This window comes from Nitrosococcus watsonii C-113, assembly GCF_000143085.1.
Lineage (GTDB): Bacteria > Pseudomonadota > Gammaproteobacteria > Nitrosococcales > Nitrosococcaceae > Nitrosococcus > Nitrosococcus watsonii.
On sequence record NC_014315.1, the window covers coordinates 2,199,079 to 2,225,228 of the forward strand.

Sequence of the window (26,150 nt, forward strand, 5' to 3'; positions counted from 1 at the left end):
TGCCGGCTGCTAAAGCCTGGGCTTCAGTTGACACTGTCTACACCTCGCATAAAAGCCGCCATTTTGGCGGCATCTTTCACACCTTTAACTCGTTCGACTCCGCCGCTGACATCCACCGCGTAGGGCCGCACCTGCTTCACCGCCTGGGCAATGTTTTCGGGAGTCAAACCTCCAGCTAAAATAACCGCCTTTGAAAGACTCTTGGGAACGCGTCCCCAATCGAAGGCCCGTCCCGTTCCGCCCGGCACTCCAGCCTGATAAGTATCCAGCAGCAAGGCCGAAGCACTTCCATAAGACTGCGCCAAGCCTGGGAGATCCACGCCCTCCGCCATCCGGATCGCCTTAATATAGGCCCTGCCATAATGGCTGCAATCTTCAGGCGGCTCCTCGCCGTGAAACTGGAGGATATCAATAGGCACCCTCTCCAGTATTTGCTGAAGGTAACCAGGGGCAGCATTTACAAACAATCCCACCACCGTTACGAAAGGGGGTAACTCCCGCACGATTTGATAAGCCTGCTGCGGACTCACCGCCCGTGGACTCTCGGAATAAAAGACTAGACCGATGGCATCCGCCCCTAAACGAACGGCCTGGAGGGCATCCTCTCGGCGCGTAATGCCACAAAATTTTACCCGGGTACGCATCTCCACAAAGATAACAGGTTACCAAACCGTGACGGGACAGGAAAGTTTGGGTAAACCAAAGTGATCGGGGTAATCCACGCTCACCAAGTACAAACCATCGGGACGAGCAGTCACACCTCCCACAGCACGGCATCGCGCCTGTAATACCTCCTCCGCCCAGCGCGGCGGTTGTTCTCCCTTTCCTATCGCCATGAGTACCCCGGCAATATTACGCACCATATGGTGCAAAAAAGCATTGGCCGAGATATCCATGATGATCCAATCCCCTTGCCGTGTCACCTCTAAATGATGGACGTTTCTGACAGGGCTCTTGGCCTGGCAAGCCTTAGCTCGAAAGGAAGAAAAATCATGTTCGCCCACCAGAAAAGCACCCGCTTCCTTCATCTTAGTAACGGATAAAGGCTGACAATACCACGTCACGCGGCGATTCGCGATAGCTGGGCGCGTCCTGCGGTTAAGGACGATATATCGATAGTGCCGCGCTATCGCCGAAAAGCGGGCATGAAAAGCCTCGTTCACCGGTTGCGCCCATAAAATGGCCACCTCCGGCGGCAGATTAGCATTGCCGCCAAAAACCCAATGGTGCTCTAAACGGAAAGTGGTAGTGTCAAAATGAACCACCTGGGCCGCGGCATGCACCCCCGCATCGGTACGCCCCGCAGTGATGACAGTAACCGGCTCATTAGCTACCGTGGAAAGAGCCCGCTCCAAAGTAGCCTGGACTGTACGCACGCCCTTTTGGGACTGCCACCCGGAAAAATTGGAGCCATCATACTCAAGACCAAGCGCGATTCTCATCAGGTTAGTTAGGGGGGGATTTAAGCACCCCGGAGAAAATTTATAATCATTTCCTCTTTACTATAACACTGCTGCCCCTAAGCCTAGGGTGGCGCGCCCGCAGCCAAGCCCTGTACCCATGCACGCTGCCTACTTTGTCATTCTGAGACTCATTTCATACCGTTCTGCCGCGTATAGGCCGAATATAGACAAGCTCTTATCCCCCCTTAATTAACGGGATGAGGTCAACAGGGTAGAGCGCCCCGGATTCCTAGATGGCCAAGTTCCTATTCCCGCCTGCGCCACCGGTGCCGGCACAAAGATTCTGCCCATCGGTCTCTGGCGCCCGCTCCTTGAATTTTATTTTGACAATCAGTCATCTATTGGAGTCATGCGTGCCAAAAATTCTTACCATTTTACGAAAGCCTTTGATAGGCGCGGTATGCCTGCTGGCCTTCAGCGCCCCGGTCAACGCGGTGCCAATCCTCAGTTTTGAATTATCCAACGCCGCGCCCCAGGTGGGCGATAGCCTGAGCGTCAACATTCGCGCTGCTGGTATGGCGGATTTGTATAGCTATCACCTCGGTGTTGGCTTCGATGCCTCAATGCTTGGATTGACCTCGGTCGCACCCGGGGGATTTCTCGCCAGCAGCGGGTTAACCCTCGGCGCGCTGGGCCTGTTTAGCTTTGACATTCCCTCAACGGGGCAGGTAAGCAACATCCGCGACAGCCTGCTAGACCCGGTTCCTGGCGTTGCGGGCGGCGGAATTCTGGCCACCTTAACCTGGAAGATGCTTGCGGCCGGCGGCAGCGCCCTGAACTTTCTCAACCTGAACGCCCCCTTGGGCACCGGGGGATTAAATTCGATGGGCCAGGCGATTACGTTCGCCAGCGCGGCCCCGACAAACTTTACCGCGCTCGCACCCGTGCCGGCGCCGGGCAATTATCAGGTCACCACCACGGCGACGGTCGCCGGTGCCGGCGAAAGTAAAACCGCGGTGACCACCGTGACGGTCAACCCCGTAAGCCAGCCCGAAGCGGTGTCCATGGGACTCAAGATACAGCGGGCGCCATAATCGTAGTGGTTATCCCTTGCCCCAGGGGGAGAGGGCTCACCAGACAGCGTTTTTTAGTTTTTCCCCCAAGGACAAGAGTCAAGCCTACTCGGTGCGTTTTACGCAGACCATCACCCCCGATACGGGCCTGGAACTGAGCCCGTCCCTGGACGGGACCGTGATGGATATCACAGGGGGGAAAACGGATGACTTAACCCAATGGATCGTGACCACCGCAGAAGGGAACTATGAGATTGTCACCACCGCAACCGTGGTGGAAACCGGGGAGAAGGTGTCCGCCCGCAATGAAGTACGCGTCATCGCCCCCGGCTCGCCGAGCATCATGGTAACAGGCCCCGTGGGAAGAGGCGCACTGAAACCGGACACCATCACGCCATTCACACTGGGAGCCGAGATCTTCGGCAAAGATGCTGATAAGGTTGAGGGGGTGACGGTCAAAGAAAACAGAACGGGTCAGCAATGGACGATGCAGGAAGGCTCTTCATCGCAAATCTATACTGTGGATATTTCCCTGGATACCCGCGGCATGGCCCCCGATGAGTGTTTCACCTTCCGCTCCATCGTGCATACCACCAAGGGGGAGGTGGTCTCCGAAGAGCAAAAGGTCTGTGTCACTGGACTGCCCCTGACAATGACGAACATTACGCGCGAGGAAATCAAGGCGGGATTCACCGCCCCCGATGGCACCGAGGTCGCTAAGGATGCCTTTACCGTTGAATTCAAGCCTAATGTTCTCGAATCACGAATCCGGGAGATTGTGGCCGCCCACGGCGGCATCATCATTGGCGCGAACCCGGACGACAAAAGAATTCAGGTCCGTCTGGCGCCGGCGCCCGCTTCCTTGGAAGCGCTGCTCAGAACCATGCATCAGATGTTACAACGTCCCGAAGTGGTCTGGATGAATCCCGAGTATCTCATCGATATGAACTTGTCTCTTAAAACCTCCGATCCCGAGCAGGATCGGCAGGGGTACCTCAAGCACATCCGGGCCGGTTACCTCGTGGGCCTTGGATAATAAAATAAAAAAGCGCCCAGGCTAATAGCCTGGACGCTTAAATTTTGCTGCACTACTCGGACAGTTCAGATGATCATCAAGAAGCCTTTGCTAGCTCGGCAAGCAGCCCCTTTCCTGTACCTCGCTGCTGCTCAGTGCCCTCAGCAATGACTTCTTCTAGCAGACCGCGGGCACCATCGGCATCACCCATATCCATATAGGCCCGCGCCAAATCCAACTTAACTTCCATCTCGTCCAGATCTTCCATGAGCGCCTTCCCAGGGAGGGAAGCTTCACCCCCGTCCTCTCCCAGGGTATCTACTGAAGCGGCAGGGTCGGCAGGTTCCAACGGGGTTGACTCTGGACCGTCAGCAGGGGTTTCTAATACTAACAGCCCGTGGTTACCTTCCTGTACTTCAAACTCTGGGGAAAAGAATGCTAGGGATTCTTCCGAATTTTCTACTTCCTTTATATTCTCTTCCGTCTCTAGCGGAGAAGAAAAAGACTCAAACTCTATAACCCTCTCTTCTCTCTCAGCCTCTACCGACTGATCCGTTATCCCATCATCCTGAATATTGGGCTTAGCCAACACCATCCCACCTAAATCAAATTCCAGGCCCGCCCCTTCTACCTGTGTATTCTCCTCCACGGAAGCATCTTCTCTCGGCGCTGCCTCCTCCTCGGCAGGAGAAAATGGCGCCGCTAAAGTTTCATCAGAGAAGGAAGACCAGGGGTTTAAATCCGCAGAAGAATCTGAATCCTCCTGGATTATTTCATCATCCTTTTGACTCAAGGTCTCCTCGGGCATCGCTGAAGTCTCGTGATAATCCCCAGAGACAGCGCGCTCATCAGCCTCCATCGTACGCTCATGGTCCTCCGCCGGAAATACAACCGGGGAATCTGATAGGTCCATTCTATCGGCGTTTTCCTGAAACAGTTCAGAAGCTTGGACTGTTTCCTGGGCGAAAATTCTGGCAGGCTCATCTCCGTCCACTTCCTTTTCAAACATCCTTGGCGCCGATTCCTCGGTGCTTTCATCACGCTTGCGTAAACGTAAAGCCGCCAAAACTAAAAGCAGTACGCTACCCCCGCCAAGCAGGAGAAAATTCCTCAAACCCAAGGCACTAAGCACTCCCTCAGGCTCGCTTACCTCTGCCACTGAAACAAACTCCTCGGCAGTTTTTTCCTGCTTAAGCACCCCTTCTTCCCCCGCCATCGGTGGAGAAGCAGCAAGCACGGGAGGCGTAGCCTCCGCAGCCTTTTCTCCTGAGGAAGAAAACGCCTCCTCCCCCGAAGAGGATAAGGTTAAAGCAGCAATTTCTTCCATCGAAGGCGCTAAAAATTCCAGCTTTTCAAATTTTTTATCTTGCGCTCCCACTAAGGTTTCCTTTTCCTTGGTTTCTGCTGGAATTTCCAACCCTGCGGGCCGAGCATCTTTCGTCGATAGCTGTTGCTGGAGGGTGTTGACTTGTGATTCCATTGCTTGGAGGCGAGCTTGCAGCGCTTCATTCTCCTGAGTCCGAGTTGCCAGGGCTTCCTGGGTTAAAGACAACAACGCCTGTAGATGGATATCCTCACTATTGCTCTCCTGGACTCCAGGCCCTTTCTCCTCAGACAATAAGGGCAGGACATCCTCCCTAACAGCCAAGGGTTTGGCTTTACCTTCAGATTCATTTGTTGGGGCCTTCTCTTCCTGCGAACCCTCCGCCTCGAAAGCTTGCCTTTTGCTTCCTAATGCCGCCCAGGCTTTATTGTGCTGTTGTACTTGCTCCACCGCCTCGGCAAAGGTCAGCTTTAACGCTTCCTCTTCGGCTGGTATGTTGAGCATCCGTCCAACCTTCAGCCCATTAATATTACCGTGCAAAAATACATCCGGATTAGCCCATAGCAGAGCGAGCATCATCTGTTGGGGAGCAATCGAGGAACTAGGCCGCACCCGTTGCGCGATAGGCCACAACGTTTCGGCCGGCCGGATCGGCCCATAGACAGAGGAGTCCGCTTTAGCCGTTGAAGAAACCATGGCACTTTCAGCGATAGGCTCTGGAATCCGCACACTCCAGGTTTCTGCCTTTGGCGGTGTAACCGGCACCACGGGGTCTCGCACGCTTGCAACAGAACTCACAATGGCAGGACCCGGCTCCATCAGGAAAGGAGGATCCAGCAATACGGTATACTCCCGCAGCAAGCGCCCCTGAGGCCAAGTTACCGCAACCAGAAAACCGAGAAAGGGTTCGCGAATAGGACCCTTCGAAGTCACTTCGATAACCGTTTCACCGGTCCCTTTACGCAGCGGACGAAAGCGGAGATTACCCAACACCAACGCTCGATCTAGCCCCGCCCGAAAAAAATCTTCGCTGGGCGCTAATTTCACATTAATATCTTCTAGCGCGGTCTCGCGCACCGCATGTAGGGGAATCTCTGCTCTAAACGGTTGATTTAACCCCGATTTCAGAGTGATACCCCCTACCCCTAAAGAATGCGCCTCCCAGGATGAAGAGGCTGCTAACAAACCGGCTACCGATACGCTGACGATCGTCTTCCGCACCATTCATTTGCTCCCTAGTTTATAAAAGTCCAGAGCTTCGATCTAAGAATCAGCGCGGCGATCCCTTGAGGGCCTAATGAGTTAGACTAGACATTCCTGGCAGGCTTCGTTATAGGTAATCCTTGATGAGCAATTCCGCAATTTGGATGCTATTTAACGCCGCGCCCTTGCGGACGTTATCGGCTACAATCCAGAGGTCTATACCCCTGGGATGGGAAATATCTTCCCGGATACGCCCCACGAATACCGGGTCCCTGCCCGAAGCTTCGGTAACCGCCGTGGGATATCCTCCATTGGTGTGCTCATCCAAAACCGTAACCCCAGGCGCCTGTTGCAGCAATGCCTTAACCTCGTCCGCGGTGATCTTATCGCGGGTTTCCAGATGCACGGCTTCCGAATGCCCATAAAAAACCGGCACCCGCACCGCGGTTGGATTCACCAGGATAGACTCATCATCAAAAATTTTTCGTGTCTCCCATACCATTTTCATCTCTTCGCGGGTGTAACCATTCTCCAGAAAATCATCGATATGGGGCAATACATTAAAGGCAATTTGCTTGGGGTAAGCTTGGGGCGAAATAGGCCGCCCATTCAGCAGGGTGGAAGTTTGCTGCGCCAACTCCTCGATAGCCTCTTTACCCGTGCCTGAGACAGCCTGGTAAGTAGCCACATTAATTCGCTCGATACCCACTGCATCATAGATAGGCTTGAGAGCCACTAGCATCTGAATAGTCGAACAATTCGGATTGGCAATAATCCCATGGTCCTTATAACCCTCAATTGCCTGGGGATTGACCTCGGGCACCACTAAAGGAATTCGATTGTCATAGCGAAACTGGGAAGTATTATCCACCACTACACAGCCCGCTGTCGCTGCTTTCGGCGCATACTCGGCCGAGATTTTAGCACCGGCGGAAAACAAGCCAAGCTGCACCTTGGAAAAATCAAAGTCAGCCAGGTTTTCCACGATGATCTCATCTCGCCCAAATGAAAGTTTTTCCCCAGCGGAGCGCTCGCTCGCCAAGGGGTACACCCGGCTGACAGGGAAGCCCCGCTGGGCCAGGATTTCCATCATAGCCTGCCCCACCGCGCCGGTGGCTCCAACGACAGCAACATCAAATGTTCTACTCATAGAAACTCCGTTTTAGGTTAATATCCATGATCTTCCCTCCTTATAATAGTTATTATCATAACCCGCCAAGGGCAGATTTTAAATTACCCTAAAGTTATGACAAAACGAATCATCGCCCCGCTCGCTATGCCATTGCTATTGGTTTTATTTTCCCTCGGCAGGGCCTGGCTCAGCGAGCAGGGCAGCCTAGCCGCTGCGGGATGCGCTGGATGTCTTGTGGTTCCAACGATACAGCACGATCTGGCCTTGCTCGGCGTATTCCTGCTGGCAACGGCCTTGTGGTTAGGGTTACCCCGCTATATCCGATGGCTTGCCTGGTTAATACAAGGCGGGTTACTGCTCATTATCGTTGCCGATCTGGTCACCCTGGCGGCGTTCAACATGCGCCTGAGTTGGCGCGACGTGTTAAAATTCGGTGGAGAATGGGAGGCGGTACAGGGGTATTTAGGAACAAAAGCAACCGCCATCACCGGCCTCCTATGGCTTATTGGAGTCGGCATTTTACTGAGTAGCTGGGCCGCTCATCTGATGGCGGCACAACGCCTCGGCCAGAGTGGCCTGCGGGGAATCATCATAGCCGCCGCCATCTGTTTCTCCCTCTATGCTTTACCCACCACAATTCACCATCCTCTGCCCTGGCTTTATCGCAATGTGGTGGAAATCAATCTGCCAAGCGGCGTTGATCGAGCTTATAGCGAGGCGTACCGATCACAGGTGCTGGCTGCCCATTCCCCACCGCCCTTGCACTGCATCCAGGGCCGCGCCTTGAGGCGCAATGTGGTAATAGTGATCATTGAATCCTGGTCCTGGTATCATAGCCAGGACCGACTGGGAGTTATGAACGCCACCCCCCAGCTTGATCGCTTTGCCCGGCGGGGAACCCTGTGGACGCGGTTTTTCTCCAATGGCTTTACCACCGATCATGGCTTGATTGCCTTGCTGGGCGGCGTGGCTCCCCTACCCCCCGTTAACCGTTACCACAGCCTTGAGGGCTATACCGGCTTCGAAGAACTGCCGGACAGCCTGCCCCGACGGCTCGCCGCGGATGGCTATGAGAGCTATTTTTTCACCACCGGCGACCTGGGGTTTATGGCCAAGGGGAAATGGCTAAAGCGCTTGGGATTCCATAAGGTGGAAGGAGATAACCACCCATTTTACCAGGAGGCCCAGCGATTTAGCTTTAATGGGGCCCATGATGGGTGGTTGTATAACCGTTTTTTACAGTGGCTAGTACAGGAAGCCCCCCCCAAACGTCCTTATCTGGCAGTGCTGGAAACCGTCACCACCCATCCCCCCTTTGTCGATCCCGCCACGGGCCGCCAAGATGAGCTGACGGCCTTCCGTTTTGCCGACGCGCAGGTGGCTCGTTTTATCGATCACCTGGATAAGCGGGGTTTTTTTGAGGAGGGTCTGGTGATTTTGACCAGCGATCAACGGGCGCTAAGTCCCTTGCGAACGGCGGAGACAAAAGCCTTCGGACCGGCCGCACCCGCGCTACTGCCTTTGGTGGTGTTAGGAGGTTCTTTCGACAGCGGAAAACAAGTCACCACCGCCGCGCAAATGGCGGATATGCCAGCGTCTTTAGATTATTTATTGACTGATGGCGCTTGCCAAGAGGAAAGACGAGGCAATCTCTTTACCCAACCACCCCAGTCCCCGCGCTGCATCCTCCGTCCCCAAGGCAATCAACGGGATATTGTGGATGCCTATTGCGGCGACCAACACGCCCAAATCCAGCTTGAGGGGGATAAAACCCGTATACTTCGAGGCACCCTTCCTCATGGGAAGGCGCTTATTGAGCAGATTAATATCCAGCGGATTGGCGCAGGAGCGCGGAAGGTTGAGTTCACCCATATCCTATAATCCAATCATCACCCAACATCAATCGACGGTGTGAATTAGGGCCTCCACGACCGCATCCCCCATAGCGCCGGTGCTGACCTGGGTCGTGCCGGAGGAATAAATATCGGAAGTCCGCAATCCTTGGTCAAGTACGGTACCTACAGCCTTTTCAAGGCGGGTAGCCTGAATGGGCGCCTCGAGAGAATAACGCAACATCATCGCTACGGAGAGGATGGTCGCCAGGGGATTGGCGATCCCCTGGCCGGCAATATCCGGTGCCGAACCGTGGATGGGCTCGTACATTCCCTTCCCGCTTTGATCCAGGGAGGCGGAAGGTAGCATTCCAATGGAGCCGGTCAGCATTGCGGCGCAATCCGATAAAATATCCCCAAACATATTCGTGGTCACCACCACATCAAATTGCTTGGGGGCTCGAACAAGCTGCATGGCGGCATTGTCCACATACATATGACTAAGCTCCACGTCGGGAAACTCTGCGGCTACCTCAGTCACCACCTCGCGCCATAGTTCAGTCGCCTCCAGCACATTGGCCTTGTCCACAGAACACACCCGGCGATCCCGCTTCATGGCGATGGTAAAGGCCACCCGGGCAATGCGTCGGATTTCCGATTCCTTGTAAACCAGGGTATTAAACCCTTGCCGCTCGCCATGCTCAAGGCGGCGTACCCCCCGGGGCTGGCCAAAGTAAATGCCGCCGGTTAACTCCCGCACTATCATGAGGTCAAGTCCCGATACCACCTCCGGCTTGAGGGTGGAGGCCCCCACCAATTGGGGATAAAGAATGGCAGGGCGCAGATTAGCAAACAGCCCAAGCTCGGAACGAATACCCAGCAATCCTTTTTCAGGGCGGACTTTGATATCCAGGGTTTCCCACTGGGGGCCCCCAACAGCGCCTAACAGGATCGCATCCGCATCCTGGGCCAGGGCAAGGGTTTCAGCAGGCAACGGAGTGCCTGTGGCCTCATAGGCGGCACCCCCAATCAGCCCTGACTCCAGTACCCAATCCAGCCCCCCATGCTCCCGCAATGCCGCCAGTACCTTAACCGCCTCGGCAATAATCTCGGGACCAATTCCATCGCCCGCCAAGAGGGTGATTTTTTTACTCATTCCAAGCTTATCCCTTCTCAAATAACCACGGAGCTTTAACCCGCCACCGCTCTTCGTAGGCACGAATCTCATCCCTATACTGCAAGGTTAGCCCAATCTCATCCAACCCCTCCATAAGGCAGTGCTTACGGAACTCATCAATGGTAAAAGGCATCACCTTCCCTTCAGGGGTCGTCACTTCCTGAGCGGGTAAATCGATCCGCAGGTGATAGCCAGGGGTCGCTTCGGTCTCCTTAAACAGCGTAGCTACCCTAGCTTCGTCCAAAATAATGGGTAAAAGACCATTTTTAAACGCATTGCTATGAAAGATATCCGCGAAACTGGGAGCAATCACCACTCGAAAGCCATCATCCACCAATGCCCAGACTGCGTGCTCCCGGCTTGAGCCACAACCAAAATTATCTCGCGCAAGCAAAATGCTCGCGCCCTGGTAACGAGGCTGATTAAGGACAAATTCTGGATTGAGAGGCCGATGACGGCAATCCTTCCCAGGCTCCCCATGATCTAAGTAACGCCATTCATCGAATAAGTTGGGACCAAAGCCGGTACGCTTAATCGACTTTAGAAACTGCTTGGGAATAATAGCGTCGGTATCTACATTAGCCCGGTTGAGGGGGACCACTAAACCTTCTACTACCGTCAACGGTTCCATAGCAAAGAAATCCTTTAAAGAGCCCTCATCTTAAACCAAGCCTGCTTTTTGCGCATCTTGCAAATGAAACATTGTTTTAGCATAAGAGGCTAACTACACTTTCTAGCAATGCACGGATCGGCTTACCGGCGCCTGATAAAACGTGGGTTTGCCGAAAACGCGCGCCATTACGCACCGCTATAGATAGGAGACAAACCATGAATATCAATCATTTCTTGCAAACCCATCCTCAGAAACTCGCTAATATAGAAGGACTGACTGCTTGTATTAAATCCTGCTATGCTTGCTCGGAGGCCTGTACTCTCTGTGCTGATGCCTGCCTAGCTGAAGAAGAGGTCGCTCATCTCAGGCGCTGTATTCGGACATGCCTTGATTGCGCCGCCATTTGCGAGGTCACTGGACAGGTGGTAGCTCGGCAAGCTGAGGTAAACCCAAAATTGGTGCGCGCGCAATTAGAAGCATGTGTCACCGCCTGCAATATCTGTGCAATGGAATGCGAGAGCCATGCTGGACATCATGAGCATTGTGAGCTATGCGCTAAATCCTGCCGCTCCTGCGAAAAGGTATGCCAAGAGTTTTTGGCTACCCTGTAAAGGAATATCTCCATCGTTTTTTTTTAATATTAAAATAAAAAGAGTGCCGGCGGAGGGAACTCTCTATGTCCGCCGGCCCCGCAACCAATATTTTGCTTGCCTTCCAAACGGATTTAAGCGCCATCTCTTCACTTGATGGATGGGCTTATTTCTTGGCTATCGAATGTGAACAGGCGAGAATCGCCATTGCCAATGCTTTTGTTTTTGGTACCTGCCGGCAAACCATCCAAAATGATTTTCCCACGGCATTCATTCTCATAAGAACTACCATGTCTCTCCCCAGGCTAAATTAGCCCTCTGGTATTTGCTAAAATCTTTTTTTCGACGGCGCTTCAAATGGACTCGCCGGGCCAAGAAATATCTTCGGTTAACAAAAAAATATCTCTCCCTCTTAATAGGCTAGGTCATTAACTGCAGGTACACAAAAAAACCAGGTAGAGTATCTTAATCTATATATGGGGAAGCCCTTGTAAAGAAGTTTCCCTTACCTTATCCAGATTATTTTAGCGAGGAAGTTCAAAATGCCCACTGGAATCCGTATTGGCCGCATTGCTGGAATTGGCGTTTATCTCGATTGGAGCCTATCTATCATTTTCTTTTTGCTTACTTTTAGCCTTGCCGTGGGCGTCTTTCCCCGCTGGCATCCAGATTGGGGGCCAGGCGTGACCTGGGGAACCGCTATCGCGGCAGCTACCCTTTTCCTTGTTTCAGTTTTTATCCACGAGCTTTCCCATGCCCTGATGGGCCGCGCCCATGGTATCGAGATTAAGCGTATCACCCTGTTTATTTTCGGGGGCATGGCTCACTTAGAGCAGGAACCTCACGCCTGGCGCGCCGAACTCTGGATGGCCATTGTTGGCCCTATTACCAGTTTAGTACTAGGGGCAATATTTCTCTTTCTAGGCAGTCTCATCACCGGTCCGCTGGAAGTAGATACAGCCAATGCTGAACAGCTTTTTACCGCGTTAAGCCCCCTCGCCACCTTGCTATTCTGGTTAGGGCCGGTCAATATCATTCTAGGCCTCTTTAATTTGGTTCCAGGGTTTCCTTTAGATGGGGGTCGAGTACTACGGGCGCTCCTGTGGGGCATTAGCGGTAATTTCCGTCAGGCAACCCAGTGGGCATCCCGGGCTGGGCAGTTCTTTGCCTGGATGCTTATTATCACAGGGTTTGCCATGATATTGGGCTTTCAGGTACCTTTCTTTGGAACGGGTTTGGTAGGAGGGCTGTGGCTGGCTTTTATTGGCTGGTTCCTCAATAACGCTGCCGTGGCCAGCTACCAGCAACTGCTCGTACGGGAAGCACTGGAGGATATCCCTGTCTCTCGCCTCATGCAGACCGATTTTATTAAGGTAACCCCCGACATGCGAGTCCGCACCCTGGTGGAAGAACATTTAATGCGTAGCGATCAGCGGGCTTTTCCCGTGGAGGAAAATAACCGTCTGGCGGGAATCATCTCTATTCCAGACGTTCGCAAAATTAGCCGGGAGAGCTGGTCTCAGACCACTATCGGCAAAATCATGACGCCAGCAAGCAAAATCGCCCTGACTTCGCCAAACGAAGGCGCGGCACAGGCTCTGTTTACCCTGGCCCAGCGTAATGTCAATCAACTGCCCGTGGTTGAAAATGGCCAAATACGCGGGCTTATTCGCCGGGAAGATCTACTTAAGTGGCTCTCCCTCCATGGGAAACACGCTCTTAAAGGTTTACAAGATAAACATACTCTCCCCGAATAGGGTCCGGAAACGTCTTTCAAATTAATAAAAAACCATGACACAATTTGGCCATCATTCAGCGCCCGCTTCTAAAGCAAGCCTTATCTCCTGGGCTTTCTATGATTGGGCTAATAGCGCCTTTGCCGCCGTCATCACCACCTTTGTGTTCGCTGCCTATTTTACCCGGCAAGTGGCGGAAAACGAGACTCTTGGCAGCGCCCAATGGGGGAACATAGTAGGTATCTCCGGGCTTGTTATCGCCATTACGGGACCGCTCCTGGGAGCCATTGCCGACCAAGGGGGCCGCCGCAAGCCCTGGATCATCGTCTTCACCTTATTGTGCGTCATAGCCACGGCGCTTCTATGGTTTATCAAACCCGCACCTGACTATGTGTGGTTGGCGCTGCTATTAGTGGGGCTAGGCACCCTCGGCGCTGAGTTTGCTTTCATCTTTTACAATGCCATGCTGCCCGGATTAGCAGGACCGGAGTATGTAGGGCGGTGGTCCGGCTGGGGCTGGAGTATCGGCTATGCGGGCGGCGTGGCCTGTCTAATCGTCGCCCTCCTTGCCTTCATCCAAGGGGGGAAGCAATGGTTCGGCCTGGACCCCGCTTCCGCTGAACCTATCCGCGCCACCTTCCCCTTGGTCGCAGGATGGTACTTACTATTTGCCCTCCCCTTGTTTTTCATTACTCCCGACACCCAAGGCACCGGCAAGCCCCTCTGGCGTGCAACCAAGGATGGAATGAGGCAGCTTTATAACTCCATTCGCCATGTACGCCAATATAGCGCTATCGTTCGCTTTCTTATTGCACGCATGTTTTATATTGATGGTCTGGCAACCCTCTTCGCTTTCGGCGGTGTTTATGCGGCTGGAACCTTCCATATGAACGAACAACAAATACTCTTGTTTGGAATCGCCCTTAACGTTACTGCTGGCCTAGGAGCCGCGGCTTTTGCCTGGATAGACGATTGGATAGGCAGCAAGCAGACCATCTTGCTATCCCTAATTGCCTTAATTTTGCTGGCTACCCTAGTCTTGATCGTGGAAACTTCAGCCCTCTTTTGGACCTTTGGACTCCTGCTTGGAATATTTGTGGGGCCGGCCCAAGCCGCAAGCCGATCTTTTTTAGCACGAGTGGCGCCGGAGTCCTTGCGCAATGAAATGTTCGGTTTGTTTGCCCTTTCCGGCAAAGCGACCGCTTTCCTAGGCCCCCTGCTGGTGGGCTGGATCACTTACCTGGCGGGCAGTCAGCGGATTGGCATGAGTATAATCGTTATTCTTTTTCTCATTGGTTTTGTGCTGATGCTAACCGTCCCAGCCGCTAAACAAACAGAAGAATAGAAAGGCAGCTCAAGGAGGGAAACATCGGTTTGCAGGAAATTCACTGAGTTTAAGATGACAAGGTCGGCTAGGAAGCGCCAAAGTGAGGGTCAAGCTCCACGGCTAATTCACGCTGAAGCTGTTCATTCGCTTGGCGCAATGAGTCGCTGACTGTCACGGGATATCCGAACTTCACGCGTTGCAACGCGTGAAGTTCGAGGGGCAACGCCGCCATTTGCTGGCGAGCGTGCTCCCGTGCGTCCGCCAGGGAAGTTCGTCCTCGCCCAAGCCGTTTACCTTGGCTCATGACCTGCTCAAGCAGCGGCTTGCCGGCTAAATTTTCCTCAAAGCGGGCGATAACATCCCGCTTCATCCTGTCGGCTTCAAAAAATCTGAAGACTTGTTTACGGCCTGGCAAGAGTTCCTTGCTAGAAGATAGCTTCATCCGGGGCTTGCCCGCATACTCAACCAATTTATAAGAAAAATCAATCTCTGGCGCATCTCCCGAAACAGCTAGTTGGGTTCCCACGCCAAACCCGTCGATAGGCGTTTGCTCTGCCAGCAGGGCTTGAATTTTATACTCATCCAACCCACTGGAAGCCACAATTCGTACCTGACTGAGTCCCCCTTCATCAAGCAGCCGGCGGGATTCCTTGGCTAGCTTGCCCAGATCTCCTGAATCAAGTCGAATAGCTTTCACCTTGAAATCCTGGCCTAGCGCCTCTGCCAGCGCAATGACTTTACGAACTCCCGCCAAAGTATCATAGGTATCCACTAACAAAGTAGTGTCTGGAAATTCCTGAATAAAAGCCCGGAGGGCCGCATATTCACTCGGATGGGCTTGGATGAAGCTATGTGCCATCGTGCCCACCACTGGAATACCATAAGCACGGCCCGCAAAAACATTGGAGGTAGCATTCACGCCAGCCAGGTAACTAGTGCGTGCTATCTTTAGCGCCGCATCAGTCCCATGGGCGCGCCGTGAACCAAAATCCACCACCTTATGGCCGCGAGCCGCACTCACTACCCTCGCCGCCTTGGTGGCCAGAACGCTTTGTAAATGAATTTGATTGAGAAGATAGGTTTCCACTAACTGGGCCTCTGGAAGCGGTGCAATCACTTGCACAACCGGTTCATTTTCAAACACCACCGTACCTTCCGGCACAGCAAACACATCCCCGGTAAAATGAAAATCCCCCAGTTGCTGGCAAAACCGTGGACTAAACCCTCCTGCTTCCTTGAGCCAATCGCGCTCCCCATCCGTAACATGAAGCTGCTCAAGATAACTTAGAATATTGTCGAGGCCCGCCGCCATTACAAAATTGCGGTTTGAGGGAAGTGTACGGAAAAATAATTCGAACACGGCGATGGCATTCATCTCTTCCGCATAATAAGACTGCATCATCCTCAACTGGTAAAGATCCGTAAATAATGCACTTTGCTGGGGGATATTATCCTGCTGCTCAACTATCAACGCTACCTGCCCTCCTTTTAAACTATTTTTTTTAGCCTACACTAACAATTATAACTATTACGATGAAGATATGGAGATCCTAAACCCAGACAGATAGAGGAAATGGTCATGCTCTCACTTGCAATACTTTCTCTTATTATTGCCCTTGTAGCTATATTACTAGCATTCTTAGGCATTGCAGGAGCCAAATTCACAGAGTTTTTTGTTCTCATTTTTATTGTCGCTTTTATTTCGGCATTTATATTATGGAGACAATCGCCTCGCAGATAAGCGCGACTAGAGATCAGGTAATGCCTGTAAAGTTGCGCTAGCTATTATCGGTATAGTAATAGCACAAGATTAGCTGCACTGTGCAAAGCAGCGAATGGGGCGTCCATCAGCGACCATAACAGCGCAAACGAGCCTGTTGATCTCTTTAGAAATAAGGAGTTTATTGCCAGAGAATAATTTTGAGCGCTAGAAGGTCGTGCCCTTATTACCGGTAAAAAAAGTAGGAGGTAACGAGTAGCTTCCTCCGGCTAAAGTTTACGATAATAGGCCGGAGAAAGCTCTCTGTTGAACGCATAATTTCTGTCTCTAGCCGCACTAAGAATACGACTATCTATCAGAAGAAATTATAAATGAGGACGAATAGCAGGGAGCAGATCATTAAAAGTTCTACCGTTCGCATTCTCACCAATGGCATGCATTTTCCACTCCTCATTATGGCGATAAACCTTCGCCATTATCTGAGCGTTGTGCTCTCCTTGGCAGCTTAGGTCATAGCGGGCAATTTCCGCGTTATTGCTATGATTAACCAGACGACAGAAAGCGTTTTTGACCCGGCTGAAATTTTGCCCGGTAAAATTGTTGACTACAAACACTAAACTTTTAACACTCACCGGAACCCGGGTTAAATCCACGATGATTTGCTCATCATCCCCTTCTCCTTCGCCCGTAAGGTTATCCCCGGTATGGGTAATACTTCCATCCTTACTTTGCAGCTGACGAAACCAGACTGCATCCAGGACATTGCCTGACTCGTCAAATAGCACGCAAGAAGCATCTAAATCGATTCGCCGACCATCGCCGCCAAAACCGAAGAGCCCCCTTTTCATCGTGTCCGCAGCATCCCAACCCACCCCCATGATAATCTTACTTAAGGTCCCGCCACTCTCTTTTTCAAGAGAAATTTTTTGGCCTTTTACTAGCTTAACGGGCATATCTTCCTCTCCTTATAAAGAAAATCACCATTATTCAAACAAGTAATTTTTTCTAAATTCTACATCAACCCCTTTCATCTTGAAATGGATGCTTATTCCGATACCGAATAGAAGAAAGCAAGGACAAACCGATGAAGGCCGCGCCAATCATCCCGGTAATCACTTCGGGTATGTGGACTTTAGTGCTTGCGAGCATGATGAGCGCCAAGGCACCAATGGCATAGTGGGCGCCATGTTCAAGGAAAACATACTCGCTTAGCGTGCCTTTGCGGACTAAGTATACCGTAATAGAACGCACAAACATGGCGCCAATCGCTAATCCTAGCATAATAATAATGACATCCTTGCTAATGGCAAAAGCGCCGATAACCCCATCAAAAGAGAAAGAAGCATCCAGCACCTCAAGATAGAGAAAACCCATCACGCCACTACGCTTCGCCGCATGGGCAACCGCTTCTCCCGTTTCCTCTACCTCAAATAATCCAGAGGCACTGCCTACAATGACGAAGAGCATGACCCCGCTAATTCCAGCTAGCATGGCGCCTAGTTTCTCCTCGGGTGGCAAAAAACTTTGGAGGGCCCATAAAACCCCCAGGGCAATAACTATCTCGATGGATTCCAGCTTGCCAATCCTAGATAATTTCTCTTCGGCCCGCCCCAACCAATGCAGTTCTTTTGTCTCATCAAGCAAAAAGGACAAAAATACCATTAATAAAAACATGCCGCCAAAAGCGGAAATATCTACGTGGGAGGCGTGCAAATGGGCGGAGTAAGTATCCGGATCATTAAGCGCCATCTGCGTCACTTCTAGCATCCCAATATCAGCAACAATGGCAACAATGGCAACGGGAAAAACCAAGCGCATTCCAAATACAGCAATCAGAATACCCCACGTCAGAAAACGAGCTTGCCACTTGGGGTCCATATCCTTAAGCACAGATGCATTGACGACCGCATTATCGAAGGACAAGCTAATTTCAAGAACGCCTAGGATAGCAGCAATAAATAAACCGGCAGGCCCCCCCCATAGGAAAGCTGCTATTAAGCCTACCACAGTTACTAAAAAAGAATACCTGAAATGTCTCATAAATTATTGATAATTAAAATTTTTTACGGTTCTATAAAGAGTAATTTTCAAGAGAAATTGCGAGTACAATCACAACTATTCAGCCGTTCGCAACAGACACCATAAAGCTCGGCTTGTAACAGCAATCGTTCCGCCCACGCGCAATGGGTAGCCGGTTCAACCATTTGGCTATTGAGTTTAAACACGGCTGGTGCTCCTTTCTTAAGGGCGTGCTGCGCCAAATCCATATCTTTTTCACAGACCCGATAGGCTCTCTCCACCACGGGTACTTGACTAGGATGAATAGCCGCCTTAGTAAGTAGGCCATGAGCGATATCTAGCATTATTTCACGCCGCAAGGTGGCATAATCATTAAGATACTCAAAAACCGGAGAAGAAAGCCCATAGCCTGCAGGACGAAAAGTCAAAATAACATCATTGATTATATTCCGTAGCGGCGTATCGTATATTGTTAAATGTTTAGGTCGCCTTAATCCCAACAAACGCAGGAGATCATTACCACCAATCCGAAGGCATAAAATGGGATTGCCCACATTAGCAAGTACCTTGCGAAACGCCTCCAGTCGCTCTCGGCTAAAGGCCACCTCCGTCTCAAGCGTAGGCATTAAAAGCAGATCGGGAATCTGGGCAGCCAATTCCGCGTAAACCGGTAGATTCTTCTCATCCACCTTGGGCAATACAAATCCATCTATCCTTCTAATTTCAGGATAGCGCATCAATTGAGACAGTATCTCGGGGTTGCGAGGACGAATAAAACGCAGCATGGAGGAAGGGCGAAGCTGTTCCAATACTCGCCGCAAATTAGCGAGCGCGGGAGGTAGCTCTTGTTCCAAAATGGAATCTTCAGTACATACCACAGCCGAACGTAGACCGGTAAGTTTTTGTTGATTGAGAATTCTCGCGATATCCTTCCGCGTAGCAGGCATATAAAGGGTAGCGCCAAGCTCCATATAATGGGGTATTTGGGCCTGCATCGGGTAGGCATTCGCCGTCAGTTGAGTGCTCTGGAATTGTGACGGGTACATGGCTTTTTTCTAGAGTTTATAGAATACTACGTTGTTTTTATGGTTTTGATAAAAGCCACCGCATTAAAAGGCATATCCGGCTGATGCTCGACCACTACCCCCTTCTCTTCCGCCAATATTAATAAATGAGCGGTTTCCTCCGCCCCTGGGTCCCGCAGCAAAAGTCTTTCCGGAACACGACGCAACATCACCCGGGTTGCTTCCGCAATCCCCGGTTTAATATGATTGATATCCCCAACACCATAACTATCGATCCAACGGTTAAGATAAATCTGGGTTTGAGCATAACGCTCCCTGCGAGAAATAGAAGGAAAGGGCGCCACAATGTTAACATCCATTTCCGCTTCTATTTCATCCAGGAACCAATGACTAACATCATGCTGCTGTAAGTGCTCATAAAAAGTACAGCCGTGAAACTGCCCTGGCTGAATCTGGTAATTTAATATGGAACGAGAAATGAGTCCTGAAACCGGTGCATTGAGAATACCGGAAGGGATCACATAATCTTCGTAGGTCGCGGCAATATCCGCCACTCCGCCAATGTCAGAAATCACATAAAGCGTGTCTTTGAGCTGCTCCTGATGGCGGGCGTTCCAATGGGCAACGGCCCGTTTTAGCTCTTTTGTGATAACGCCTTTGGCTGTCCAAGCATCTACAAATACAACCCCAGCCGCCGGGCGCTGGTGCTCTCTTAACAAAAATTTTAAAGCTTGTTCATCAATGCCCCGATCTCGGATAATAGAAATGGAGTAATGCCGGGAATCTACTTGGAGGTGGCGGCTCAAAGCCCGCTGCAATAAAGCCCCGATGGGTGTACCCGCTCGAACCAATGATACCAGGGTAATAGGCGCCGATCGAGTATTAGCGATCCCTTGCGCCAGCCTCATCACTTCGGCAGCCAAACGGCCTTTATGACGCTGAGTCAAGCTTCGGAATAAAGTCAAATAAGATTCGCTAGGCGGCGATTCAAAGCTGATCATCTCCGAATAATGCTTCTCACCCGATTGAATCAGGCGCTCCTTCTCTTGGATAGAGAAGAATTCAGCTTGGAGTGGCGTCAATAAGAATTGGCAATCAACCTGACGGTAACTTCCCGTGATAGGACAAAGCCCAGTTTCAATCCCAACAACGGGGCCATCTGCCGCCTGGCTCACACCCAGGCTTCCTGTTGAATTTGGCTATTTTGCGGTGTAAGCGCGTAATGACAAGCACGGAGGAAAGGAATATCGGTCAAGCTGTCACCCATGCCAATAAATAGCGGTGGCTCCTCACAATGTTCGCGAATCAGCGTCATGATGTATTTCACGGCCCTGGCCTTATCCGCATAAGGAGGAAGAAGCGCCATATTATGATCATTGCGGTGAAACCTTCCGCCCATTTCCTGGACCCAAAGAGGCACCACCACCCCCTCGACCGCTGAAAGTTGCTTAGGGCCGCCTTTGATAGAAAGATAGACGGGTATCCCTGCATCGTAAATAATACGAAACCGCAAATCTTCTACCTGCTCCGCCCGCTGATAGCCTTCAATCACTACAAGAAGATGCTGCATCCGCGGTTCCCAAATTAAGGCCTCTCCCCTAATGGTGCTCTCCCATTCCGGGAGTAAAGCACTATTGGTATCCCACACCAATGCACCATGGCTGGTGATTCGATAGTTGGAAAAGAAAGGGGAACGAATTCTGCCCAGCGCTTCTAAATTGCGCCCAGTCACAGGAATCAAAGTGCAAGCTTCAAAGAGCCGCAACAATAATAGCTGCTCCTGGGAGTGGAAAGACAAGGGACGGCCTTCCCTATCGACCGCCGCTTCCGTCAACGGACCCGGTGCCCGGCATTTACGTTGAGTCTGCAACAAAGTATCATCCAGATCAGAAAAGACAAAGACGGAACGCTTCATTCAACAATCCGATCCCGTTTTGGTAGCCACCCCCCAAATACTTCCACCCAGCTGCTCCGGAAGATTGTGATGACGTGCTAATTCGGCAAACTCATAGGCAATAATAACCTCTCTGCCACGAGGAGGATTATGAAGATAGGTAGGGATACTTCCCCCATATTCATCTTTAAAACTAAGACTTTCGCCAATGGGTCCGCCCAAGCGAATAGGGGAACGGGTAGTGCTCTGAAACAGGACATCAAAGCCTTCTCTTTCCAACTGCTCCGCCCATAGAAAAGGTTGAAATTGAAACTCGCCGGTCCCTACAACAGACACCTTACGTTCCTTTGGATAAGGACCATCTGGCATACGGAACTTCTTATCTCCTATCGCTATCCCCCGCCGGCCAGTCTGCTGGCAAGCTTGCGCCGTTGACTGAAATGCTTTGGTTTTTTCAGGTAAAGGAGGAGGTTTATATTTTACATTAGGAATAAACGAAAATACGCCTTCTAACAAACTAACAAAAGATACCGGCTTGTTAACATTGGTTTGAAATACCTGCTTTTGAGCGGGCGAAAGCCAGTTAACAATGGATACCACCACAATTTGCCGAATATGGGGTAGCACTTGTATCATTCTGTAGCTCAGCTCTCTCAGCGTCCGCCCTGTGCTGATTTCATCATCCACAAGAACCAAGGTTTGTGCTTGAGAAAATCGTTCACGAAAAACCGGCAAAGGTGGATAGAGGATATGCTCAGGCGCATGGCTGTGGGATTCATCAAAACACACCCATTCGGTGATCGGCAGGCTATGGCGGGTGGTGTGTTGAAAAACAATATCACAGCGCTGTGTTTTTCGGACCAAACTATCTGCAACCCCCGCGCCCAAACCCGTAGCCGTTTCAGCCATACCGATAAAAATAGCGGGGCCAGGTATCTCTAAGAGAGGCAGAGCCAAGCGATTGTAAATATCCCGCATTCTCGAAGGCTGGCAAGGGATATGCTTGCCAAGCACTTTGGAAACAAACAAGTATCCGCGCTTGGGATTGATTCGGCTAGCAAAATCCAATAAATCGTTCAATGGGAAAAGGGTCTTGCGGACTTCAATGGTCAAAGTCCCCGCAGCAAGACGAATAGTATGGCCCATTCAGTAACCCATCTATTGTTGAGCGCGCAGCCATCCGCCGACGCGCGCTCAACAATAGATATCCTTAGCCAATATTGACGCCAAAATCCCTGGCTACGCCGGCTAATCCACCCGCATAGCCCTGGCCTACCGCCTTAAATTTCCATTCTTCGCCATGGCGGTAAAATTCCCCGAAAATCATGGCCGTTTCAATGCTGGCATCCTCCGATAAATCATAACGGGCAATCTCTGCATTGTCAGCATTATTAACCGCGCGAATAAATGCGTTACTTACCTGGCCAAAATTTTGATTGCGGGACTCCGCCTCATGAATAGTGACCACAAAAACAACTTTTTTCGCCTCTGGCGGCATTTTAGAGACATCGACAATGATTCTTTCATCATCCCCTTCTCCCTCGCCGGTACGATTGTCCCCCGTATGGGTTACAGCGCCACTAGGATCGGTCGTATTGTTATAGAAAACGAAATGATTATCGCTTAACACCTTGTCGCTTTCGCCTAAAATAAGCGCACTGGCATCCAAATCGAAATCAGTGCCATCGGTAGAGCGAGCATCCCATCCTAACCCAAACGCAACCTCTTTTAGACCGGGGGCTTCTTTGCTCAGGGATACATTCTGTCCTTTCTGTAAGGTTACCGCCATTACTTACTCCTTATATCAGTCTTTTTTAAAGATCAAAATCAGCCGGATTCAATCCCAGCTCTGAGCAGATTTTGCTCACCGTTTTTCTTTCAGCATTGTCAAAATCACCGTCCGATGCTCCAATTGCGCAGCAAACCCGTACCAAAAGCCGGGCTTCCCCCTCTTTCTTTTTAACTTTACTGACCGCCTGAAGCGCATTGGCTTCGCCAATGGCTGGATCAAACTCGAATTGAGCAGAGAATTTTTCAAACAGCTTGATAACATTCTCCGTGTCAAAAACCGACAATACCTCCGATGTTTGCAAAAAACCCATCATTTTTTGCTTCTCTTCAGGTTTGACAACCCCATCAGCATAAGCGACCAGGGTGCAGCCCGCAATTACGCCTTCAAGGAAGTCTTTATTCCTGATTTTAGTGGTCTCATTTTTCAAATTGGTAGAGACTTCGTTAAATTTACCTTTTAACCAACTCAAAGCCATTATTGTGAACCTCTTTCTCGTTACAGTTGTGCCCCGAGGACGGTTGACATAAAAAATCCTGAATGCCAGACTTAAGAAGTTAAATATTCTTCATTGTTCCCGGGCCTAATATTATTCTGTTTAGACGACGTTAGGGCACCTAACAGATAGGTGGATATTCAGCAATGCTAAATTAGCATATCTATGCTGTTTCAAAAAGCAAGCCTTCCCTGCTGACGGTAAATAGTTATCCTAATTCATGCAAGTAGCATATCACTACTATAGAAATCAGGAATTTATATGAAAAATCTTAAGAAGAAAAGTTTAATAAAATTATCACTGTGATTGCGGAATAGTTCAAGATAAGGGATTGTCTTGTTTATACACCAATCACTAACGCTCTTTCTCTTTAGCTACTGTATATAGAGATATAAAAACGATGAAGATGTTTTCAAAAGCGATGATGGGGGCCGTTCTAGTTTTCCTGACCTGGGACTACCCTGTATTGGCGGAAGACTCTCAGCCCGCCGCATTCAAAATCGGTAACGTTGAATTCCTTGCCGATGAGCCAAGCTACCTGGACTTTGGGGCTGGGGCCTTTGATATTGTTCATTCAGAAATTTCCGCCGCTGGTTATATTGAATACCGCTATGGAAAAAAACTATCCTTCATTGGCCCTGTTATGGGAATAATGGCGAATACGGACGGGGGAGTGTTTGGCTACGGCGGCATCTACACTAATATTAAATACCGGAGGTTAGTTGCCACGCCGTTTTTTACGGTAGGAGGATACCACCAAGGCGGGAGCAAGGATCTCGGGGGCACCTTTCAATTTCGCAGCGGCATAACTTTTGCTTATCAATTTGATAAGGGCTCTCGCCTTGGAGTACGCTTCGCCCACATCTCCAACGCCAGTATCCATGATAATAATCCTGGCGAGAATGAACTGCTTTTGACCTATTCCCTACCCTTAGCCTTTTAGCCATGCTTCGGCAAGCCTCGCTCCAGGTACCTGCAGGAAAACAAGGAGCATGACCAGCTTTGTTACCGGCGCAACCGGCTTTGTAGGTTCGGCGGTAGTCAAGCAACTGCTCGATGCGGGAGAAACTGTCCGGGTATTAGCCCGCTCCAACAGTGATCGGCGTAATTTGGAAGGGTTACCCATAGAAATCTTTGAAGGTGATCTTAAAGATCAACGGCGCCTAGAAAAAGCGCTCCATGGTTGCCAAGCTCTTTTTCATGTGGCGGCTGATTACCGCTTATGGGCTCCCCGTTCGCAAGACTTTTATGATACTAACGTCCGGGGCTCCGAGAATATCATCCACGCTGCGGCGGAAGCCGGCGTTAACCGTATTGTTTACACCAGTAGCGTCGCCACGCTGGGATTAAGCCCTGATGGTACGCCAACTGATGAGGAAACCCCCTCCAGCCTCGACACCATGATCGGCCACTATAAACGATCTAAATTTTTGGCTGAGGAATCAGTTAAGGATCTGAGGCGCAGACTGGGGCTAAATATCGTGATTGTTAACCCCTCCACCCCTATTGGACCACGGGATATCAAACCCACGCCTACTGGCAGAGTCATTGTCATGGCCGCCTCAGGAAACATGCCTGCCTACATGAACACCGGTCTCAACGTGGTCCATGTGGATGATGTCGCCGCTGGCCACCTCCTGGCCTTTGAAAAAGGCGGCATGGGTGAGCGTTATATTCTTGGAGGCGAGAACCTTACCCTGCATGATATTCTGGCAACGATCGCCCAGCTTACCCACCGCCGTCCTCCTAGATTCCGACTTTTACCTCACATGGTCTTGCCAATCGCTTACCTTGCTCAAGGCTGGGCTCGTCTGACCAACGGCAAAGAACCCATGACCACGGTTGACGGCGTGCGGATGGCAAAGAAATATATGTTTTTTTCTAGCACTAAAGCGGAGCAACTGCTAGGCTATCAGTCTCGCCCCGCTCAAGAAGCAATTCATGATGCAATTAGCTGGTTTCAGGCCAATAACTACCTGTAGACTAGGCTAAAGAGATTCCTCCTCTGCTTCCGCTAGCGGGGATTACTTACTATGTCCAATTCTTCGCGCTTTGTCGTCTGCACCTATAATTTATGGCAGGATGAGCGCTGGCCAGAGCGGCAAGAACCCTTGCGGCAATTCATCACGCTTCATCGACCGGACATTCTATGCGTGCAAGAACTTTGCCCCCAAAGCCAATCCTTACTGGATCAAACGCTCCCGACCCATCAACGGGTGGATGACCCCTTTGAAGGTTGGAAGAGAGAAAGCAATATTTATTGGAATGAGTCGCTTTTCTATCTGCTCGAATATGGCGCGGAGAATATTGGAATTCTAGAGCAGTGGCGCCGCCTCTTTTGGGTCCGGTTACAACCTCAAATTACTGGCGGACCGCCCCTCTTGGTGGCCACCGCCCACTACACTTGGCCCGGCAACCACCAAGAACGCAACGATAGAGTCAATGTACGCGTTGCCCAAGCTCTTAACACTGTCAAAATGCTGCGCCGACTAGCGACGCAGTCCTCACCATTGCTATTCATGGGGGATCTTAACGATCATTACTTACCCCTAAAAGTGCTCCAAGAAGGCGGCCTTACTGATTGTTTTACTGCTTTAGGCCGCATCCCCCAAATCACTCGTCCCGCTTATCCCACCTATGTTCACACGCCCCAGGTCGTTGACTGGGTACTCCACTGGGGACCCCTACAACCCATGACCAGCGATGTGGTGGATTTTTTTGTGGGAGATGTTGCCCCCTCCGATCATAAACCGCTGCTTGCTACTTATCGATGGGCATAAAC

At 50.9% G+C, this 26,150-nt stretch carries 25 protein-coding genes; 10 read left to right on the forward strand and 15 right to left on the reverse strand.

Features of this window, described 5'->3' with window-relative positions; all coding sequences use genetic code 11:
• Nucleotides 1-23: 23 nt before the first annotated feature.
• Both NWAT_RS09850 and truA read right to left on the reverse strand, forming a co-directional pair.
• Complete coding sequence (locus NWAT_RS09850; RefSeq protein ID WP_013220937.1) at nt 24-644, reverse strand: phosphoribosylanthranilate isomerase; 621 nt, start codon at nt 642-644, stop codon at nt 24-26.
• 18 nt (nt 645-662) lie between these two features.
• Nucleotides 663-1,442, reverse strand: coding sequence for a tRNA pseudouridine(38-40) synthase TruA (gene truA / locus NWAT_RS09855; protein WP_013220938.1), 780 nt, complete (start codon nt 1,440-1,442; stop codon nt 663-665).
• Between the two features lie 374 nt (nt 1,443-1,816).
• Between truA and NWAT_RS09860 the strand changes: the two genes are divergently transcribed.
• Together NWAT_RS09860 and NWAT_RS09865 are read left to right on the forward strand one after the other, a co-directional pair.
• Nucleotides 1,817-2,497: a cohesin domain-containing protein gene (locus tag NWAT_RS09860; protein ID WP_013220939.1), complete on the forward strand. Its 681-nt coding sequence runs from the start codon at nt 1,817-1,819 to the stop codon at nt 2,495-2,497.
• Between the two features lie 91 nt (nt 2,498-2,588).
• On the forward strand, nt 2,589-3,512 hold the full coding sequence (locus NWAT_RS09865; protein ID WP_013220940.1) for a hypothetical protein: 924 nt from the start codon (nt 2,589-2,591) through the stop codon (nt 3,510-3,512).
• A gap of 76 nt (nt 3,513-3,588) precedes the next feature.
• Here the strand turns inward: NWAT_RS09865 and NWAT_RS09870 are convergent, their stop codons facing one another.
• Nucleotides 3,589-6,039, reverse strand: a complete 2,451-nt coding sequence (locus tag NWAT_RS09870) for a FimV/HubP family polar landmark protein (protein ID WP_013220941.1) — start codon at nt 6,037-6,039, stop codon at nt 3,589-3,591.
• A 106-nt stretch (nt 6,040-6,145) separates the two neighbouring features.
• Nucleotides 6,146-7,168 (reverse strand): aspartate-semialdehyde dehydrogenase, encoded by a 1,023-nt coding sequence (locus NWAT_RS09875; RefSeq protein WP_013220942.1) that lies wholly within the window; start codon nt 7,166-7,168, stop codon nt 6,146-6,148.
• Nucleotides 7,169-7,264: 96 nt separating this feature from the next.
• On the opposite strand from NWAT_RS09875, the gene NWAT_RS09880 reads away from it, so the two are divergent.
• Complete coding sequence (locus tag NWAT_RS09880; RefSeq protein WP_041350672.1) at nt 7,265-9,031, forward strand: LTA synthase family protein; 1,767 nt, start codon at nt 7,265-7,267, stop codon at nt 9,029-9,031.
• An 18-nt stretch (nt 9,032-9,049) separates the two neighbouring features.
• Here NWAT_RS09880 and leuB read toward each other — a convergent pair whose 3' ends face one another.
• Both leuB and leuD read right to left on the reverse strand, forming a co-directional pair.
• Nucleotides 9,050-10,138, reverse strand: coding sequence for a 3-isopropylmalate dehydrogenase (gene leuB, locus NWAT_RS09885; RefSeq protein ID WP_013220944.1), 1,089 nt, complete (start codon nt 10,136-10,138; stop codon nt 9,050-9,052).
• Nucleotides 10,139-10,145: 7 nt separating this feature from the next.
• Nucleotides 10,146-10,790 carry a 3-isopropylmalate dehydratase small subunit gene (gene leuD / locus NWAT_RS09890; protein ID WP_013220945.1) on the reverse strand — a complete coding sequence of 215 codons (645 nt, stop codon included), beginning with the start codon at nt 10,788-10,790 and terminating at the stop codon, nt 10,146-10,148.
• Nucleotides 10,791-10,987: 197 nt separating this feature from the next.
• On the opposite strand from leuD, the gene NWAT_RS09895 reads away from it, so the two are divergent.
• From NWAT_RS09895 to NWAT_RS09910, 4 genes are all read left to right on the forward strand, one after another.
• A complete protein-coding gene (locus NWAT_RS09895; protein ID WP_013220946.1) occupies nt 10,988-11,383 on the forward strand; it encodes a four-helix bundle copper-binding protein in 396 nt (131 codons plus the stop codon).
• 65 nt (nt 11,384-11,448) lie between these two features.
• Nucleotides 11,449-11,676 carry a hypothetical protein gene (locus NWAT_RS09900; RefSeq protein ID WP_013220947.1) on the forward strand — a complete coding sequence of 76 codons (228 nt, stop codon included), beginning with the start codon at nt 11,449-11,451 and terminating at the stop codon, nt 11,674-11,676.
• A 228-nt stretch (nt 11,677-11,904) separates the two neighbouring features.
• Nucleotides 11,905-13,119, forward strand: a complete 1,215-nt coding sequence (locus tag NWAT_RS09905; protein WP_013220948.1) for a site-2 protease family protein — start codon at nt 11,905-11,907, stop codon at nt 13,117-13,119.
• Between the two features lie 34 nt (nt 13,120-13,153).
• The gene (locus tag NWAT_RS09910; RefSeq protein WP_013220949.1) at nt 13,154-14,443 is read left to right on the forward strand and encodes an MFS transporter; all 1,290 of its coding nucleotides are present in this window, start codon (nt 13,154-13,156) and stop codon (nt 14,441-14,443) included.
• Nucleotides 14,444-14,510: 67 nt separating this feature from the next.
• Here the strand turns inward: NWAT_RS09910 and NWAT_RS09915 are convergent, their stop codons facing one another.
• From NWAT_RS09915 to NWAT_RS09955, 9 genes are all read right to left on the reverse strand, one after another.
• Complete coding sequence (locus NWAT_RS09915) at nt 14,511-15,893, reverse strand: nicotinate phosphoribosyltransferase (RefSeq protein WP_041350977.1); 1,383 nt, start codon at nt 15,891-15,893, stop codon at nt 14,511-14,513.
• A 617-nt stretch (nt 15,894-16,510) separates the two neighbouring features.
• Nucleotides 16,511-17,098, reverse strand: a complete 588-nt coding sequence (locus NWAT_RS09920; protein WP_013220952.1) for a TerD family protein — start codon at nt 17,096-17,098, stop codon at nt 16,511-16,513.
• A 64-nt stretch (nt 17,099-17,162) separates the two neighbouring features.
• Nucleotides 17,163-18,185: a DUF475 domain-containing protein gene (locus tag NWAT_RS09925; protein WP_013220953.1), complete on the reverse strand. Its 1,023-nt coding sequence runs from the start codon at nt 18,183-18,185 to the stop codon at nt 17,163-17,165.
• Nucleotides 18,186-18,232: 47 nt separating this feature from the next.
• Nucleotides 18,233-19,210 carry an HpcH/HpaI aldolase/citrate lyase family protein gene (locus tag NWAT_RS09930; RefSeq protein ID WP_013220954.1) on the reverse strand — a complete coding sequence of 326 codons (978 nt, stop codon included), beginning with the start codon at nt 19,208-19,210 and terminating at the stop codon, nt 18,233-18,235.
• Between the two features lie 26 nt (nt 19,211-19,236).
• Entirely contained in the window at nt 19,237-20,364 is a 1,128-nt protein-coding gene (locus NWAT_RS09935; RefSeq protein ID WP_013220955.1) for a cysteine protease StiP family protein, read from the reverse strand.
• Nucleotides 20,361-21,104: an HAD family hydrolase gene (locus tag NWAT_RS09940; protein WP_013220956.1), complete on the reverse strand. Its 744-nt coding sequence runs from the start codon at nt 21,102-21,104 to the stop codon at nt 20,361-20,363. The genes NWAT_RS09935 and NWAT_RS09940 overlap by 4 nt, the downstream gene beginning before the upstream one ends.
• Entirely contained in the window at nt 21,105-22,229 is a 1,125-nt protein-coding gene (locus NWAT_RS09945; RefSeq protein ID WP_013220957.1) for a phosphoribosyltransferase domain-containing protein, read from the reverse strand.
• 64 nt (nt 22,230-22,293) lie between these two features.
• Nucleotides 22,294-22,872, reverse strand: coding sequence for a TerD family protein (locus tag NWAT_RS09950; protein WP_013220958.1), 579 nt, complete (start codon nt 22,870-22,872; stop codon nt 22,294-22,296).
• Nucleotides 22,873-22,897: 25 nt separating this feature from the next.
• Nucleotides 22,898-23,350 (reverse strand): tellurite resistance TerB family protein, encoded by a 453-nt coding sequence (locus tag NWAT_RS09955; protein WP_013220959.1) that lies wholly within the window; start codon nt 23,348-23,350, stop codon nt 22,898-22,900.
• 418 nt (nt 23,351-23,768) lie between these two features.
• On the opposite strand from NWAT_RS09955, the gene NWAT_RS09960 reads away from it, so the two are divergent.
• From NWAT_RS09960 to NWAT_RS09970, 3 genes are read left to right on the forward strand one after another with little or no spacing between them, the layout of a single operon-like run.
• Nucleotides 23,769-24,311, forward strand: a complete 543-nt coding sequence (locus tag NWAT_RS09960) for an acyloxyacyl hydrolase (protein WP_013220960.1) — start codon at nt 23,769-23,771, stop codon at nt 24,309-24,311.
• Nucleotides 24,312-24,360: 49 nt separating this feature from the next.
• Nucleotides 24,361-25,350 (forward strand): hopanoid-associated sugar epimerase, encoded by a 990-nt coding sequence (hpnA, locus tag NWAT_RS09965; RefSeq protein WP_013220961.1) that lies wholly within the window; start codon nt 24,361-24,363, stop codon nt 25,348-25,350.
• A gap of 51 nt (nt 25,351-25,401) precedes the next feature.
• On the forward strand, nt 25,402-26,148 hold the full coding sequence (locus NWAT_RS09970; RefSeq protein WP_013220962.1) for an endonuclease/exonuclease/phosphatase family protein: 747 nt from the start codon (nt 25,402-25,404) through the stop codon (nt 26,146-26,148).
• The last annotated feature ends 2 nt before the right edge of the window (nt 26,149-26,150 follow it).

What these genes read in the sequence shown, in the direction of transcription:
- NWAT_RS09850 (WP_013220937.1), bottom strand. Translation starts at nt 644, where the DNA reads ATGCGTACCCGGGTAAAATTTTGTGGCATTACGCGCCGAGAGGATGCC.
- truA (WP_013220938.1), bottom strand. Translation starts at nt 1,442, where the DNA reads ATGAGAATCGCGCTTGGTCTTGAGTATGATGGCTCCAATTTTTCCGGG.
- NWAT_RS09870 (WP_013220941.1), bottom strand. Translation starts at nt 6,039, where the DNA reads ATGGTGCGGAAGACGATCGTCAGCGTATCGGTAGCCGGTTTGTTAGCA.
- NWAT_RS09875 (WP_013220942.1), bottom strand. Translation starts at nt 7,168, where the DNA reads ATGAGTAGAACATTTGATGTTGCTGTCGTTGGAGCCACCGGCGCGGTG.
- NWAT_RS09880 (WP_041350672.1), top strand. Translation starts at nt 7,265, where the DNA reads ATGACAAAACGAATCATCGCCCCGCTCGCTATGCCATTGCTATTGGTT.
- leuB (WP_013220944.1), bottom strand. Translation starts at nt 10,138, where the DNA reads ATGAGTAAAAAAATCACCCTCTTGGCGGGCGATGGAATTGGTCCCGAG.
- leuD (WP_013220945.1), bottom strand. Translation starts at nt 10,790, where the DNA reads ATGGAACCGTTGACGGTAGTAGAAGGTTTAGTGGTCCCCCTCAACCGG.
- NWAT_RS09895 (WP_013220946.1), top strand. Translation starts at nt 10,988, where the DNA reads ATGAATATCAATCATTTCTTGCAAACCCATCCTCAGAAACTCGCTAAT.
- NWAT_RS09900 (WP_013220947.1), top strand. Translation starts at nt 11,449, where the DNA reads ATGTCCGCCGGCCCCGCAACCAATATTTTGCTTGCCTTCCAAACGGAT.
- NWAT_RS09905 (WP_013220948.1), top strand. Translation starts at nt 11,905, where the DNA reads ATGCCCACTGGAATCCGTATTGGCCGCATTGCTGGAATTGGCGTTTAT.
- NWAT_RS09910 (WP_013220949.1), top strand. Translation starts at nt 13,154, where the DNA reads ATGACACAATTTGGCCATCATTCAGCGCCCGCTTCTAAAGCAAGCCTT.
- NWAT_RS09920 (WP_013220952.1), bottom strand. Translation starts at nt 17,098, where the DNA reads ATGCCCGTTAAGCTAGTAAAAGGCCAAAAAATTTCTCTTGAAAAAGAG.
- NWAT_RS09925 (WP_013220953.1), bottom strand. Translation starts at nt 18,185, where the DNA reads ATGAGACATTTCAGGTATTCTTTTTTAGTAACTGTGGTAGGCTTAATA.
- NWAT_RS09930 (WP_013220954.1), bottom strand. Translation starts at nt 19,210, where the DNA reads ATGTACCCGTCACAATTCCAGAGCACTCAACTGACGGCGAATGCCTAC.
- NWAT_RS09940 (WP_013220956.1), bottom strand. Translation starts at nt 21,104, where the DNA reads ATGAAGCGTTCCGTCTTTGTCTTTTCTGATCTGGATGATACTTTGTTG.
- NWAT_RS09945 (WP_013220957.1), bottom strand. Translation starts at nt 22,229, where the DNA reads ATGGGCCATACTATTCGTCTTGCTGCGGGGACTTTGACCATTGAAGTC.
- NWAT_RS09950 (WP_013220958.1), bottom strand. Translation starts at nt 22,872, where the DNA reads ATGGCGGTAACCTTACAGAAAGGACAGAATGTATCCCTGAGCAAAGAA.
- NWAT_RS09955 (WP_013220959.1), bottom strand. Translation starts at nt 23,350, where the DNA reads ATGGCTTTGAGTTGGTTAAAAGGTAAATTTAACGAAGTCTCTACCAAT.
- NWAT_RS09960 (WP_013220960.1), top strand. Translation starts at nt 23,769, where the DNA reads ATGAAGATGTTTTCAAAAGCGATGATGGGGGCCGTTCTAGTTTTCCTG.
- hpnA (WP_013220961.1), top strand. Translation starts at nt 24,361, where the DNA reads ATGACCAGCTTTGTTACCGGCGCAACCGGCTTTGTAGGTTCGGCGGTA.
- NWAT_RS09970 (WP_013220962.1), top strand. Translation starts at nt 25,402, where the DNA reads ATGTCCAATTCTTCGCGCTTTGTCGTCTGCACCTATAATTTATGGCAG.